This is a genomic window from Mesorhizobium sp. M0028 (assembly GCF_040323855.1).
In the GTDB taxonomy this organism is placed as follows: Bacteria; Pseudomonadota; Alphaproteobacteria; order Rhizobiales; family Rhizobiaceae; genus Mesorhizobium.
Genome location: NZ_JAMYVG010000019.1, coordinates 64,225 through 78,267 on the forward strand (window position 1 = coordinate 64,225; position 14,043 = coordinate 78,267).

17 protein-coding genes are annotated in these 14,043 nt (G+C 62.7%); 7 read left to right on the plus strand and 10 right to left on the minus strand.

Annotation, left to right across the window (positions count from 1 at the left end; all coding sequences use genetic code 11):
• Positions 1 to 53: 53 nt before the first annotated feature.
• Positions 54 to 518 (minus strand): NUDIX hydrolase, encoded by a 465-nt coding sequence (locus NKJ93_RS26170; RefSeq protein ID WP_023720514.1) that lies wholly within the window; start codon positions 516 to 518, stop codon positions 54 to 56.
• A gap of 137 nt (positions 519 to 655) precedes the next feature.
• Between NKJ93_RS26170 and ku the strand changes: the two genes are divergently transcribed.
• The 4 genes from ku (at position 656) to NKJ93_RS26190 (ending at position 3,979) form a co-directional block, all read left to right on the plus strand.
• On the plus strand, positions 656 to 1,489 hold the full coding sequence (gene ku, locus NKJ93_RS26175) for a non-homologous end joining protein Ku (protein ID WP_352481441.1): 834 nt from the start codon (positions 656 to 658) through the stop codon (positions 1,487 to 1,489).
• Between the two features lie 93 nt (positions 1,490 to 1,582).
• On the plus strand, positions 1,583 to 2,983 hold the full coding sequence (locus tag NKJ93_RS26180) for a PAS domain-containing HWE histidine kinase family protein (protein ID WP_352495086.1): 1,401 nt from the start codon (positions 1,583 to 1,585) through the stop codon (positions 2,981 to 2,983).
• Between the two features lie 75 nt (positions 2,984 to 3,058).
• Complete coding sequence (locus tag NKJ93_RS26185) at positions 3,059 to 3,430, plus strand: avidin/streptavidin family protein (protein WP_023720517.1); 372 nt, start codon at positions 3,059 to 3,061, stop codon at positions 3,428 to 3,430.
• A gap of 132 nt (positions 3,431 to 3,562) precedes the next feature.
• Positions 3,563 to 3,979, plus strand: a complete 417-nt coding sequence (locus NKJ93_RS26190) for an HD domain-containing protein (RefSeq protein WP_023720518.1) — start codon at positions 3,563 to 3,565, stop codon at positions 3,977 to 3,979.
• 31 nt (positions 3,980 to 4,010) lie between these two features.
• On the opposite strand, the gene NKJ93_RS26195 is transcribed toward NKJ93_RS26190, so the two are convergent.
• Positions 4,011 to 4,421, minus strand: a complete 411-nt coding sequence (locus NKJ93_RS26195) for a DUF427 domain-containing protein (RefSeq protein WP_023720519.1) — start codon at positions 4,419 to 4,421, stop codon at positions 4,011 to 4,013.
• A gap of 181 nt (positions 4,422 to 4,602) precedes the next feature.
• On the opposite strand from NKJ93_RS26195, the gene NKJ93_RS26200 reads away from it, so the two are divergent.
• From NKJ93_RS26200 to NKJ93_RS26210, 3 genes are all read left to right on the plus strand, one after another.
• Positions 4,603 to 5,418: an endonuclease/exonuclease/phosphatase family protein gene (locus NKJ93_RS26200; RefSeq protein WP_023720520.1), complete on the plus strand. Its 816-nt coding sequence runs from the start codon at positions 4,603 to 4,605 to the stop codon at positions 5,416 to 5,418.
• 64 nt (positions 5,419 to 5,482) lie between these two features.
• Complete coding sequence (locus NKJ93_RS26205) at positions 5,483 to 6,883, plus strand: phospholipase D family protein (RefSeq protein ID WP_352495087.1); 1,401 nt, start codon at positions 5,483 to 5,485, stop codon at positions 6,881 to 6,883.
• A gap of 472 nt (positions 6,884 to 7,355) precedes the next feature.
• Positions 7,356 to 7,673 (plus strand): DUF768 domain-containing protein, encoded by a 318-nt coding sequence (locus NKJ93_RS26210; RefSeq protein ID WP_023720522.1) that lies wholly within the window; start codon positions 7,356 to 7,358, stop codon positions 7,671 to 7,673.
• A 20-nt stretch (positions 7,674 to 7,693) separates the two neighbouring features.
• Here the strand turns inward: NKJ93_RS26210 and NKJ93_RS26215 are convergent, their stop codons facing one another.
• From NKJ93_RS26215 to NKJ93_RS26250, 8 genes are read right to left on the minus strand one after another with little or no spacing between them, the layout of a single operon-like run.
• The gene (locus tag NKJ93_RS26215) at positions 7,694 to 7,948 is read right to left on the minus strand and encodes a cytochrome C oxidase subunit IV family protein (protein WP_023720523.1); all 255 of its coding nucleotides are present in this window, start codon (positions 7,946 to 7,948) and stop codon (positions 7,694 to 7,696) included.
• Positions 7,945 to 8,571, minus strand: coding sequence for a cytochrome c oxidase subunit 3 (locus NKJ93_RS26220; RefSeq protein ID WP_352495088.1), 627 nt, complete (start codon positions 8,569 to 8,571; stop codon positions 7,945 to 7,947). The genes NKJ93_RS26215 and NKJ93_RS26220 overlap by 4 nt, the downstream gene beginning before the upstream one ends.
• Positions 8,572 to 8,579: 8 nt before the next feature.
• Positions 8,580 to 10,217 carry a cytochrome c oxidase subunit I gene (gene ctaD, locus NKJ93_RS26225; protein WP_023720525.1) on the minus strand — a complete coding sequence of 546 codons (1,638 nt, stop codon included), beginning with the start codon at positions 10,215 to 10,217 and terminating at the stop codon, positions 8,580 to 8,582.
• On the minus strand, positions 10,214 to 11,185 hold the full coding sequence (coxB, locus tag NKJ93_RS26230) for a cytochrome c oxidase subunit II (protein WP_352591967.1): 972 nt from the start codon (positions 11,183 to 11,185) through the stop codon (positions 10,214 to 10,216). Before coxB ends, ctaD begins: the two co-directional genes overlap by 4 nt.
• Entirely contained in the window at positions 11,182 to 11,934 is a 753-nt protein-coding gene (locus NKJ93_RS26235; protein WP_352548020.1) for an SCO family protein, read from the minus strand. Before NKJ93_RS26235 ends, coxB begins: the two co-directional genes overlap by 4 nt.
• The gene (locus NKJ93_RS26240) at positions 11,931 to 12,383 is read right to left on the minus strand and encodes a hypothetical protein (protein WP_023720528.1); all 453 of its coding nucleotides are present in this window, start codon (positions 12,381 to 12,383) and stop codon (positions 11,931 to 11,933) included. The genes NKJ93_RS26235 and NKJ93_RS26240 overlap by 4 nt, the downstream gene beginning before the upstream one ends.
• Complete coding sequence (locus tag NKJ93_RS26245; protein WP_352548018.1) at positions 12,376 to 13,512, minus strand: hypothetical protein; 1,137 nt, start codon at positions 13,510 to 13,512, stop codon at positions 12,376 to 12,378. Before NKJ93_RS26245 ends, NKJ93_RS26240 begins: the two co-directional genes overlap by 8 nt.
• Positions 13,509 to 14,042, minus strand: a complete 534-nt coding sequence (locus tag NKJ93_RS26250) for a c-type cytochrome (protein WP_352481518.1) — start codon at positions 14,040 to 14,042, stop codon at positions 13,509 to 13,511. The genes NKJ93_RS26245 and NKJ93_RS26250 overlap by 4 nt, the downstream gene beginning before the upstream one ends.
• Between the last annotated feature and the right edge of the window lies 1 nt (position 14,043).

Sequence of the window (14,043 nt, forward strand, 5' to 3'; positions counted from 1 at the left end):
CAGAGCGGTGAGGAAGCCCAAGCACTGCCCTTAAGAACTGGGCTGAAACAAATTCATCCGTCGCCATGCCGACTGGCAAAGTCCGCCAACATGGCGCGCTGGCCTTTCAGGATCTTATGGTTGGCTTCAGGCAGGGAGAACCAGCCCGCTCTGTCGACTTCGGCGAATTCCTTCATCGAGCCGGACCTTGGCGGCCATTCCATGACGAAGGTGTTGCTGCTGATGGCGTCGCTGTCGAAATCCGCCTCGACGCACCATGCGATGACGAGCTTGCCGCCCGGCTGCCGGTAGCTGCCAAGGTGTTCGAAACCTCCATCGATGGCGACGCCGAGTTCCTCTTCGGCCTCGCGTTTTGCCGCCGCTAGCTCGTCCTCGTTCTCGTCGATCAAGCCCTTCGGGATCGACCATGCGCCGTCGTCCTTCTTCGCCCAGAATGGGCCGCCCGGATGCACCAGCAAGACCTGGAAATGTCCTTCGCTTCGGCGAAAGATCAGCAACCCTGCGCTGCGTTTGGCCATTGCGCTATTCCCCTGACGAAAATGAAACGAACGTTCTCGTCCGGGCGGGCCTATGGAATAGCCTGCCACGGCGGAACGATTTCCGCTCGCAGCCGTTCCGTCCGTTCGGCAAATGAGTGATCGACTGAGTGATCGACATGGCGACGCCACGAGCTGCCTGGAAGGGCTTTATGAAAGTCGGATCTGTTTCCTGTGGCGTCAAGATCATCGGCGCCGTCAGCGAGGCCGAGAAAGTGCATTTCAGGATCCTGAACCGCAAGGACGGTCTTCCGGTCAAGAGCGCCTATATAGACGAGGAGACCGGCGACACGGTCGAGGCGGCCGAGCAGGTAAAGGGCTACGAGGTCGAAAAGGGCGAGTTCATCCGCATTGAGCCGGACGAAATCAAGAAACTGAAGATGGTATCGCAGCATACGCTCGAGATCGGCGAGTTCGTGCCCACCGCCGAAATCGACGCACGCTACCTCGAAAAACCCTACTATCTCGTTCCGGCCGACGCGCCCTCCACGGAGGCTTTCGCGGTGATCCGGGACGCCATGGCCAGGAAAAAGGTAGCAGCCCGCTCCTGCGTCGTACTGTACCAGCGTGGCCGAGAGGTGCTGATCCAGCCGCTGGGCAAGGGCATGGTGATGACTGAATTACGCAACCACAATGAAGTGGTCGCGGCGGACGCGGTGTTCGAAGGGCTGAAGGATCGCAAGGTCGATCCGGAGATGCAGGAAATCGCGCAATTGCTGATCGACAAGAAGCCGGCCAAATTCGACCCGTCGAAGTTCGAAGATACTTATGAACAGGCGCTGGTTGCGATGATCGAAGCCAAGCGCAAGGGCAAGAAACCGCCCAAGCCGGCACCCGAGCCGAGGACGAACGTCGTCAATCTCGCCGATGTTCTGCGCAAGAGCCTGGCGCAAGAAGGCGGCAAGGCTCCGAGCAAAGGTCCGGGAACGGCCGCGAAACGCAAATCAGCCTGAATGTCCGAAAGCAGCCCGAACGGAACCGAAAACGCTCGCGCGCATTTAGATGACGAAGCAATCCGTCGGCAAGCCAAGCGGAGCGGGGGACTGGTGGACGTCGTTGAACTAAAGACTGGCGGAATCCCGCAAGTTTCCTCCGCCGATCTGATGCAGGCGTTGCCTGTGGCCGTCTACACCACCGACAGACAAGGCTACATCACCTTCTTCAACGAAGCCGCTGCCGATCTTTGGGGATATCGTCCGGTTATCGGCCAGGACCGCTGGTGCGGTTCATGGAAGCTTCGCCACCTCGACGGGGGACCGATGGCGCACGACGAATGTCCGATGGCCGTTGCCTTGCTGGAAGAGCGGGACGTTCGTGGGGGCCGGGCGATCGTCGAGCGGCCGGACGGCCAGTTCATCCCGTTCAGCGCGCACCCGGCCCTGCTTCGCGATGCGACCGGCGAGGTCGTCGGCGCCATCAACACCTTGCTCGACCTCCGCACGCAGGCGCTGGCTGACGACGTCGGCATAAGGCTCGCTGCCATCGTCGAATCCTCGATGGACGCGATCGTGTCGAAAGACCTGAACGGCATTATCACCAGCTGGAACGACGCCGCACAACGCCTGTTCGGCTACACGCCCGCCGAGGCGATCGGCCGCCCGGTGACGATCCTCATCCCGCCCGACCACCTGGATGAGGAAGCCATGATTATCAGCCGCATTCGCGCCGGCGAACGGATTCCCTCATACGAGACTATCCGGCAGCGCAAGGACGGCACCCTGGTACCGGTTTCGCTCACCATCTCGCCGATACGCGACGGCATCGGGCGTATCATCGGCGCCTCCAAGATCGCGCGCGACATCAGCCCGCATAAGGAGAGCGAACGGCGCATCCGCACACTCATGCGCGAAGTCAACCACCGCGTCAAAAACCAGTACTCGGTGATCGTCTCGATGATCCGCGAGACCAGCAAGCTGGCGGGGACGCCAGAGGCTTTCCTTTCACAGGTCCGGGAACGCATCATGGCGCTTTCGGAATCGCACGATCTGCTGGTCGATGCCGAATGGCGCGGCGCGACTATCGGCGAATTGATCCATGCCCAGACCAAGGCCTTCGCGACACAGGCCCGTCTGTCGATGAGCGGGCCGATGATCATGCTGCAGCCGAACGCCGTGCAATATCTCGGCATTGCCTTTCACGAGCTGGCCACCAATTCGGTAAAGCACGGAGCGCTGTCGCGCCATGACGGACGGGTCGAGGTCGAATGGACCGTGATGCCAGCCGCCGATGGCAGCGACGGCTTCCGCCTTGTCTGGCGGGAACTGGACGGGCCATTGGTGGATGAAAACACGCGACGCGGTTTCGGAACGGTTGTGCTCAAACGCGTCACGCCGCAGGCGCTCAGCGGCACCGGACGCCTGGAATTCGACAGGAGCGGCATCACCTGGACGCTGGAGGCGCCGCTGCACTTCGTGCAGATGTCGATGACTGGCATCGCGGCTGATTGAAGGCCGCTACACCGGCCGCGGCTTGGCGGCCGTGTGGCAACGCAATCCCTGTGGAGGCAATCAGGAGGAGCAACGATGAGTTGGCTGGGCACCTGGCGGAACCAGTACGGGTCGGTGGTCGAAATAACCGGCGAAGAAGGCGGACGGATCAGCGGAACCTTCAGGACGGCGCTGGAGGACAGCGCCTTCTTCGGCATGACGGTGCCGCTGTTCGGTGCCTGCCATGGAGACGTCATCGGATTCACCTGCGCGGCCGAAGGGCGGGTCGGAGCCGCAGCGGTGAGCTATACCGGCATACTCAGGAACGGGAAGCTGGAGATGCTGTGGCACACTGTTGCCGATGCCGCTTTGTCGGCGGAAAAGGAAGGGGCGCCGGCCCGAGCCAGGAAACTCCCCGCCTGGCGCGCCTTTGGAACCAGCCTCGACAGTTTTGAACGCGTCTCCTGACGTGTCGCGCCTGCTGCGGCGGCATTCAGCACGCAAGTGAGGGAGCAGGGCGTCCCGTTGTGCATCGGAACTCGCGCTGACTATGGCGCGTTGGTGCGCCAGGAATGCGCTGTTCGTTACGGGGTCGATCCGATGAGCGTGCTGTATCGCGCGGCAAAAATCGCCGAACAGGCCCATGCCGCACAGGCGGACAAGACTGGAAGGCCTTATATCGAACATTGCCGCCGGGTCGTCGATGCCGTCGAAACGCTCGACCAGAAAGCCATCGCCTATCTTCACGACGTCATCGAAAAAGGCGACGGCTGGAACCGCGACCGGCTTGAGGCGGCCGGGTTTGGACCGTCCATCGTATCTGCCGTCGATGCCATGACGCGGCGGCCGAACGAGGACGATGCCGCCTTCGTTCGCAGGGCCGCGGCTAACCCGCTGGCATTGCCGGTCAAGCGCGCCGATCTCGCCGACAATCTATGGCAGGCACGGCAGATCGGTGCCTCGACGGCGAAATACGAAGACGGCCTGCGCATCCTCAAGGAAGAGTTCCCGAGCTGACGGAAAGCTGGCGGCTATCGCCGATGTGGGTCTACTCGGTGACGTGCGGCGTGTGCCGCTTGTCTTCCGCGGGATCGGCCTCGATCCGCGCCCGGTCGGGATCGAACGCACCATGGCGGGCGATCGCCAATGCCGGGGTGTCGGGCGTCTCGTAGGCCCACATGAAGTCTTCTGCCGACGAACCGACCGCATGAACACGCCAATAGCTTGCCGTGCCCTTCAGCGCGCCGTGGCTCGTTGTGTTCGTCTTCTCCAACAGGTCGAAATAGATGTCCTCGAAGGGGATGTAGAAAACCGGATCATGGCCGTCTTCATAGAGCAGCTTTGCCCGCTCGCTCGACGCGATAATGGCATCGGAGAACCGAACGGTCACAGTTCCATCGAACGGGACAATCCTGAGCGGGCCTGGGCGGGGGGCGGAATCTGCGGCTAAGGACTGCATTCGACTTCTCCGTTGACTGCGCTGCCTTCCCGAAACGTGTTGTTGCCCGTCTGAGTTCCAGACCGCGGGCGCGCCGAGGCCGGTGGTGGAACGGTTTTACAAGGTCGTCGTTGTTTCAGACCTCCGCACGCGCCATAATCGCAATGGCCGCCACTCGCCGACTCAACCGCAAATGGACCACATGCTGGATCGATCGCCTACCCTCCCAAGGTCGCTTGGCGCTGCGCTGCGAAGGGAAGTGCCGCGGTTTACGGCACCCGGCAGTGAAATTTCATGCACCACGGTCGCATCCTACAATGTGCATAAATGCGTCGGCACCGACGGCAGGTTCGATCCGGAGCGGGTCGCGGCCGTGGTCAAGGAGCTCGATGCCGATATCATTGCTTTGCAGGAGGCCGACGAAAGGACCGGAAGCAGGCAGGGATTGCTGGATCTCGCAGCACTCGAGCGCGACAGCGATCTCGTCCCCACACATGTCCCGGAAAACCGCCGCAGCCATGGCTGGCATGGAAATCTGATCCTGGCGCGACGCGGCGTGGTCGAAAGCGTGAACCAGATCCGGCTGCCCGGCCTCGAGCCGCGCGGCGCGGTTATCGCGGACCTGGAGCTGAAGGGCGTCTCGCTCAGGATCATAGCCGCGCATTTCGGCTTGCTGCGGCGCTCGCGCTCGCAGCAAGCCAACGCGCTTGTCGAAGCCACGCACCCGGTTCTGCGGCCGACAATCTTGCTCGGCGATCTCAACGAGTGGCGCGTCCGCAACAGGTCTTCGCTGCTGGCCCTGCTGCCGCATTTCGGTCCGATCGATGCGGTTCTGCCGAGCTTTCCGTCGCGCTTTCCGCTGTTTGCGCTCGACCGCATCCTGGCCAGGCCGCCGCACCTCATTTCCAGCATCGAGGTGCACAAGACGCCGCTGGCGCAGCGCGCCTCCGACCATCTGCCCATCAAGGCCCGCCTGAACCTGGACGCGATAAGGCAGCCGCGACTGCAACCAGAATGAACCTGAAGGGTTGTTAGTCAGATTTTCAGATCGTTTGCTTCGCTGACGTTCGCCGGTGCATTTCATGGATACAGCCATTTCGCGGTTTGCCCAGGACAAGATCGCGGCCGGTAATAGCGGACTGCTGCTGATCGCCGACAATTATGACGCGTTTGCCGCGCGAATCCTTGCCGCGCGCAGTGCTACCAGCAGCCTCGACCTGATGTACTATCTCTGGCACGACGACCATAGCGGCCGGCTGCTTATGCAGGAGGTCGTCAAGGCGGCGGAGCGCGGTGTCCGCGTCCGCCTGCTGCTGGACGATATCAATCCGCGCAACAGCGACGCCGCTTACCTGGCGCTCAACAGCTACAAGAACATCGAGCTGAGGCTATTCAACCCCAGCGGCATGAGGAACGGCAGCATCTTTCGCTCGCTGGAGATGGTCGCCCGGCTGTTTGCGATGACCCGCCGCATGCACAACAAGGCCTGGATCGCCGACGAGAGCCTGGCCATCGTCGGAGGAAGAAACATCGGCGATGCCTATTTCGACGCTGCGGAGACGAATTTTCGTGATCTCGACCTGTTGCTTCTCGGTCCTGCCGTAGGGCAGACGATGCAGATCTTCGAGGCGTTCTGGAATTGCGAGGCGGCAAAGCCGATCCAACTGCTCAATCCGGCTACGGCGGGCTCGCGCGCCGATTTCCTCGACAATCTCGATGCGACCGCGGACGGCCAGCTTTTGAACAGCCTGCGTGCCTGGCGCACGATCACGGAGTTCATTGTAGCGCACAGCGACGTCTGCTGGACGAAAGGCGTTCGCGTCATTTCCGATCCGCCGGAAAAGGTGCGCGGCAAGAGGCGCAGGAACTGGCTGACAAAGGAGCTGCTTCCCGCTATCGCGGCGACCAGGCAGCGCCTCGAAATTGTCTCGCCCTATTTCATCCCCAGCCGCACCGGGTTGGCCATCCTGTCGAAGCTGGTGGACCGTGGCGCCGAGGTTGCAATCCTGACCAACTCGCTCGCCGCGACGGACGTCGCCGCCGTGCACGGCGCCTATGCCAAATACCGCCGCAAGCTGCTTAAAAAGGGTATCCAGCTTTTCGAATTGCAGCCATTCGACCGCCAGGCCAACATCTCCGTTTTCGGCTCAAAGGGAGCCAGCCTCCACACCAAGGCCTTCACGGTCGACGACACGTTGGGGTTTGTCGGTTCCTTCAATTTCGATCCGCGTTCGGTGTCGTTGAATGCGGAAATGGGCGTGCTTTTCCATGATACCAATCTGGTGATGGAGTTGCGCCGGCGGTTCGAGCGCGAAAAGTCGGCGCAGACGAGCTACCAGCTGGTCTTGGACAAAGGCGCCTTGCGGTGGCTCGGCATGGCGGATGGCGAGATGCGGCAATACTCGCATGAACCCGAGGCCAGTCTCTATCGGCGCATCGTTGCAGCGCTGGTTGGATGCCTGCCTATCGAATCGCAATTGTAGAGGCGACGGATTTGCCGGAACGGAACTCTTTGCTGGAACGGAACTCCGGGATGACGAGTTGTAACCGTTGTCCGGAGCATGCCGATGAAGACCACGATATACAGTTTTCTTGCCGAGCTCTTGCCATTCTGGATGGCGCATAAACGCAAAATGCGCGCCGACCGTGTCGCTGAGCGGCCGACACGATCTGCCGCAGATGACGATGTTCGGCCGTCCGGCGACCCGAATCGCGCAACACCAGCGCGACGGCGCAACGCGTCTTAGGGCGGGATGCCTTCAAATTACATCCCGCTCCAACTGTCTGGTTAGCCGCATTTCTGCGACGCCAAATGATTTCCCTGGCTGCAAAGCTCTAGCTCCTTGGCGATCACGCTATTGTCAAGTATCGCTATTCGAAATCCGGCGTTGCCAAGCATCCATTTTGCAGCACGTACGTTAATGGCACTACAGTTTGCCGCTACAGGTGAGCCCCATGAGTGATAGTGCGATAGAATTCTTGCAGGACTGGATTCACGAAAACGTTCATGTGCCGCCGCCTCCGATCAGGCTTGAAAGAGAGGCGGAAATCCTCGCCAGGGAATGCGAGGAAGAGGCGGCCGACGCCGGCGTACCCATCGAAGACATCGAGGAAGAGGTTGGCGACCTCAAGGATCTGCTCGTCGCCAAGCTTGAAGACGCAGCCGAGGACGAGGCCCGGCATCTGAATGGCGATGGCCAAAGGGCTTCCATGCCGGCGGCCGAGCAAAAGCCGTCCGTGCAAAGCCGTTCCGGAGCCGCTGTAAGGGTATGAACGAGGTGCGCCGCTTCGGCCTATTGTCCGATCAGCGTCAGCCCGAACAGGATCATCAGCCAAAGCCCGGCAGCAGCGACCGCAAGACACGGCAGGACGCCGGCGCTGGCCAGATGCATGAACAGGATGGCGATGACGGCAGCCTTGGCCGCGGCGATCGTCAGGTTGAGTGCCGAATTGAAGGCGCCAAGCGCCAGGAAGGACGAGCCGACAGTCAGGGCCAGCAAGGCCAGAAGCCCGACATAGGCAAGCGTGAGTTTGCGGAACTCGCTCATCTGTTGATCAGATAGAGGACGGGGAACAGGAAGACCCAGACGATATCGACGAAATGCCAATAGAGGCCGATTGCCTGCACGCGGCGGAACCGGCTGGCCTCGATCGTGCGCGGCCACAGAGCGAGGATGCCGCCGATGACGATTACGCCGCAAATCAGATGCAAGGCATGCAGTGAGGTCATCGCGAAATAGAGGCCGAAGAAGAATTCGGCATGGACAGGATCCGGGCCCTTATAGATGAAAGGCGCGCCGAGCACCGGCGCCAGCCCTTCGCCGAATTCCCTGGCGTACTCCGTCGCCTTGATCGCCAGGAAGACGACGCCGAGCAGCGCCGTCGCAGCCAATGCCCGGCCGGCGGCGCGCCATCGCCGCGCGGCCGTGTACATATGGGCGAGCGCCATGGCGAAACTGCTGGTGATCAGGACGACGGTATTGGCCGTGCCCAGTGGCAGCGACAGATGCTTCGCCGCGCCGGCGAAGGCGTCGCCATAACTCAACCGGGCAAACATGAAGACGAGCAGGATGGCGCCGAACAGCATCGCCTCGGAGCCGATGAACACCCACATGGCAAAGCTGGCGGCTGCCGTTTCGCGAGCCGGCCGGTCGAAGGCGATGCTTGTCATCGGTGACTTCAAACCAGATCCTCCACCGGGTCCGACCGTTTCTCGGTCAGGCCTTTCATCGGATAATCGTAGGCTGGCCTGGTGACGGTCGGCATGCGATCGAAATTATGCGCCGGAGGCGGCGAGCTTGTTTGCCATTCGAGCCCGGTGGCTTGCCATGGATTATCCGGCGCCCGCGCGCCTCGAAACAGCGACCACGCCAAATAGAGCAGCGGCATCAGATAGCCGATCGCCAGCACCACGGCGCCTGCCGACGACAGGATGTGCCAGAAAGCGAATTCCGGCGGATAGGTATGGTAGCGCCGCGGCATGCCCAAAAAGCCGAGCACATATTGCGGAAAAAAAGTCAGGTTGAAGCCGATGAAGGTCACAGCCGCGGCTATACGGCCCCAAATCTCCGAATACATGCGGCCGGTGAGCTTCGGCCACCAGAAATGCAGCCCGGCCATGTAGGCGGTCACCATGCCGCCGACCATGATGTAGTGGAAATGGGCGACGACGAAATAGGTGTCGTGAACGTGGACGTCGACGGCGAGGGCGGCAAGGAAAAGGCCGGCCAGCCCGCCAAAAGTGAATAGCGCCAGGAAGAACAGGGCATAAAGCATCGGCGTCTCGAAGCTGATTTCGCCCTTGCGCAGCGTCAGGCTCCAGTTGAACACCTTTATCGCCGATGGGATCGCGACGCAGAAGGACAGGAACGAAAACACCACGCCGGCATAGGCCGACTGCCCGCTGACGAACATGTGGTGGCCCCAGACGAGAAAGCCGAAGACGGCGATCGCCATTGAAGCCAGGGCGACGGCCTTGTAGCCGAACAGTGGCCGGCGGCTGAAGCACGGCAGCACTTCCGAGACCACCCCCATGCCCGGCAGGATCATGATGTAGACGGCGGGGTGCGAGTAGAACCAGAACAGATGCTGGAACAACAGCGGATCGCCGCCGAGGTCGGGATTGAAGATGCCGATGCCGAAGACGCGCTCCAGCACGATGAGGATCAGCGATGCTGCAAGCACCGGCGTTGCCAGCACCATCACCAGGCTGGTGGCGTACAGCGTCCAGACGAAGATCGGCAGCCGGAACCAGGTGAGGCCGGGCGCCCGCAAGGTGTGGACGGTGACGATGAAATTGATGCCGGTCATGATTGTCGAAAAGCCGACGATGAAAACGCCAAATGCCGCGGTCGAGACAAAGCCGTTGGCATAGAGCGTCGACAGCGGCGTGTAGAAGGTCCAGCCGGTGTCGACGCCGCCCAAAAGCACCGAGGCGAGCGCGAACAGGCTGCCGAACATGAAGACATACCAGCTGGCCAGGTTGAGGCGGGGAAAGGCAAGATCGCGCGCGCCGATCATCAGCGGCAACAGGAAATTGCCGAGCGTCGCCGGGATCGACGGCACCAGAAAGAACCATACCATGATGATGCCGTGCAGCGAAAACAGCCGGTTGTAGACATCGTCGGAGACCAGGTCGCCGGCCGGCGTCGCAAGCTCGATGCGCATCAGCACGGCAAACGCACCGCCGAGGAAGAAGAAGGCCGTCAGCGAGACGAGATAGAGCCACGCTACCCGTTTGTGGTCGGTTGTCAGCAGCCAGGCGCGCGGCCAGGCACCCTCACTGAGATAGTTTGCCGGCGCCAAATCGCGATTCATTGCGGCGCCTCGCTGTTTGCCGCCGGGAACGAGGGAAATTGGAACGAAAGCGACTTGAGATAGGCCATCAGCATCTGCAACTCGGCTTCATCGACCAGACCGTCGAAGCTCGGCATCACCGGCTGGTAGCCGGCGGCGATTTCCTTGTTCGGGACAAGGATCGAATCGCGCAGATAGCGTTCGTCGGCGATGACCGTCTGCCGGTTCGCCAGCGCCACCGGCCGGCCGAAAATCCCATCGAGGCCGGGCGCCCGCACCTTACTGGAATTGCCATGACAGCCGGAGCAGCCGAGCGCGCGGAACAGTTTCCCGCCGCTCGCGGCGAGGCTTTCGCCTTCATCTTGGCTGCCCAGCCACGACGCATATTGCTCCGGAGCCAGCACCGTTACCCAGCCGCCCATTTCGGAATGCTGGGTGCCGCAATATTCGGCGCAGAAGAGATGGTAGCGGCCCGGTTCGGTGGCAATGAACCAGACGTTGGTGGTGCGTCCCGGCACCGCATCCTGCTTCACCCGAAAGGCCGGCACATAGAAGGAGTGGATGACGTCCTGCGATGCCAGCGACACCACCACCGCCTTGCCGACCGGCACGTGCAGCTCGTTGATCTCACGCTGGCCGCCGGAATGGCGGAACTCCCACATCCATTGCTTGCCGAGGCCGGCGATTTCGATAGCGTCCGGCGGCGGATGGTCGCGCCGCACAAACAGGACTGCGCCCCAGCCGAAGAAGATGAAGGCCATCACCAGGCTGGCAATGCTCCATGTCATCTCCAGCGGCAGGCTGCGGGCACGCGCCCCGGTACGGTCGGCGGCGGAGCCGACGCGATATTTGACGGCGTAGCCGACCACGAGAACGGTCAGGAACAGGCCGAGCGCGGCCGCGGAGGCCAGCAATGTATAGAACAACGCATCGATGCTGCTTGCGATCGACGAGGCTTCCGGCGGGAAAAACCGGATACCGAAGCTCACGCCCGCCTCCTGCGCGCCAGCTGCAGTATGGCCGTCGCCAACCCCACCACCATCACGATGCTGGCGAGCTTCAAGGCAGCCCAAATCGCCGGCGTATATTGCCCCTTAGAGGTATCGAAGCCGGCGCAGAGCAGGAAGGCATGATCGGCGATCGAGCCGAGCTTGCCGGAAGATGCCTCGACAAGGGCAAGCTTAAGATCGCGCGGCGTGAAGCTCAGCGCCGGCAGCACCTGCGCTATCCGGCCTTTCGGCGTCAGCGCGATGACGGCGATCGGATGGGCGAACTGGTCGATCCTGGCGCGTGTGTCGAAGCTGATGCCAGCCTCCGCCGCAAGGGCGGCACCGGCGCCGTCGGCACTGGTCAGGAACCGCCATGCCGACAGGTTCCTCGCGTCGGCCACAGCGGCGACGGTGGTTTGCGCATCGCTCGCATCACCGGCCGTGTCGGCGGCATCGATCGAGACGAACAAAGCGCGATAGGTTTCGGGATCGAGCGACGTCTTTTTCAAATCCGAAGCGACCGCCTGTTGGGTCACACCACAAAGGTTCGGACATTTGTCATAGCCGAAAATCAGCAGCGCCGGCCGGCCCGCAAGCGTTTGGCCGATCGTGCGCTGCACGCCGGATGCATCACGAAACACCCGGTCGAGGCTGAGCTGTGCGCCGATCTCGGGATCGAAGGCCGGGCGTGCGACGGCTGAGGCGGGCAGCGCCACGAGGAGGGAAAAAGCGGTTAGCCAAGCCTTCACGGCCTGCCTCCCTGGCCTGGCGCGGTCCGGCAGCGAGCGGCCTGTGGCGCGCGTGGTATCTCGGCCTCGACCAATCCGCAGTCGGCGCCGGCGGCCGCCGGCGGCTGCCCCCAGTTCGGCAAACCGTGGCTGACGATCGCCCACATGGCGTCCTCGATCGGAATGCGGGCAATGCCGGCGGTGCGGTCGACCCAGCCGACTTTGTTCAGTGCCTGCTCCTCCGCCTTGCGGAAGGCGGCTAGGTCGTCTTCCGGAAAGCGCTGCAAGGCGGGACTGGCTCGGTTGCCGGCCGACGATGGCCCCGGCAGCGGCCACAACGGTCTGGTGTCGAAGACGAGCCCGAGGACAATGGCTGATGCCGCCAGGAACAGCAGCAAGCCGGCCGCGAAGGCAAGCAGCGCGCCCGGCCAGATATCGCGCGTTTCGGGATGGCGGGCCGCCCTAGCCATGCGCCGGCCCCCGGCGCCAGAAGCCGATACCGTCCGGCCGGCCAAGCACGAAAAGCAGCAGCGCAAGCCAGAGGCCGCCGGCTCCCGCCAGCGCGGCAAGGTCGCACCAGAACGCTGTCACACCGCCACCGGCAAGCGGCGGTCTGATCCGCCACAGGACATCGACATAATGGCCGGCCAGCACGATGCCGCAGATCGACAGAAGGCCGGCATGGCTGCGCTTTAGATCCCGGCTGAGCAACCCGGCAAAGGGGATCGCGAATTGCAGCGCAATCAGCAGCCAGAGCAGATATTGCCAGCCATTGCTGCTGCGAATGAGGTACCAGCGGATCTCGTTCGGCAGGTCGCCGCCCCAGGTCACCAGCCATTGCATGAACGACAGGTAGGCCCATAGCAGCACGAAGCCGAACAGCATGTTGGCCAAATCCTCGCTCAGCGCGACATCCTCCTCGCCGCCCGGCATGATCTCGATCGAGCGGTTCGCACACAGCACCGTCATTGCCAGAGCGTAAGCGCCGACGACTTCGGCGGATGCTTCCAGCAGCGCATAGATCGTCGAGGAGAACTCCGGCTCGAGCGAGAGCATCCAGTCGATGGCAAAGATCGTCACCGTCAGCCCATGCGCAATCAATCCAGCGGCATAGGCCTTGCCGCGGCCGGCGCTGCCGCGGCCGCTATCGGTCGTTGTCCAGTCGAGCACGCGCCACGCCAGCACCAGCCAGATCGCAGCGCAGGCGGCAAAGCGCAACAAAAAGAACGGAACGTTCAGATAAGAGAGTTTCAGGCGCACCGTCTCGGGCAATGCAGCCGCGTCGGCACTCGCCCAGGGAAAGACCAGGTCGAGCCTGGGCAGAACCGGCAGCAGCAGAAGCAGCGCCAGCGGCAGCGTCGTGACCAAGCCGCGTAGCGGCTGGCGGATTGCCTCGCCCCAGCGGCCACCGGTCAGCCCATGCACCATCAGGATGGTCAGCGCACCGAGCGGCAGGCCGAGCAGGAACAGCGCCGCAGGCAGCCAGCCGGCCAACATGGCTCTGAGATCGAAGGCCAATCCCGCGGCGCAAAGCACAAGTCCGGCGGCGGCCACGGCAAGCGCCGGCAAGATCAAACGTTCGGTGGCAAGCCGCATCATCGATCTGGCTCCGCATTGAGCTCGGCGCGGAGGCTTTCCGGCAGTTCGGCAATTGGCGCCTCGCGCGAATATTGCAGGGCGCGGATATAGGCGACGATCGCCCAGCGGTCGGCAGGCGGGACGCGCGCCGCGTAGGAAAACATGGCGCCATAGCCGTAGCTGATGACCTCATAGAAATGCCTGTCACTCGCCTTGCGCAGCGCGTCCTGATGATAGGTGGGCGGCGCTGGAAAGCCACGCTCGACGACCATGCCGTGGCCGTCGCCGGTGCGGCCGTGGCAAGGCGAACAGAAGATGTCGAAGCGCTGCCGGCCTCGCCGCAGCAGCGTCATGGTGACCGGATAGGGAAACGTGTCCGGCACCGGCGAAAGATCGGCATCGCGTGCGACCGTGTCCTCGGCCGGCGCCCGCGCCGACATGCCGTTGGCGAACTGGTTGCTCTTTTCGAGCGGATCGTAGCGCGGCTGGTCCTCCATGTCCTGCCGGCAGCCGGCGAGCAGCAAGGCTGCCGCCAGCAGACTCGTGCGCATG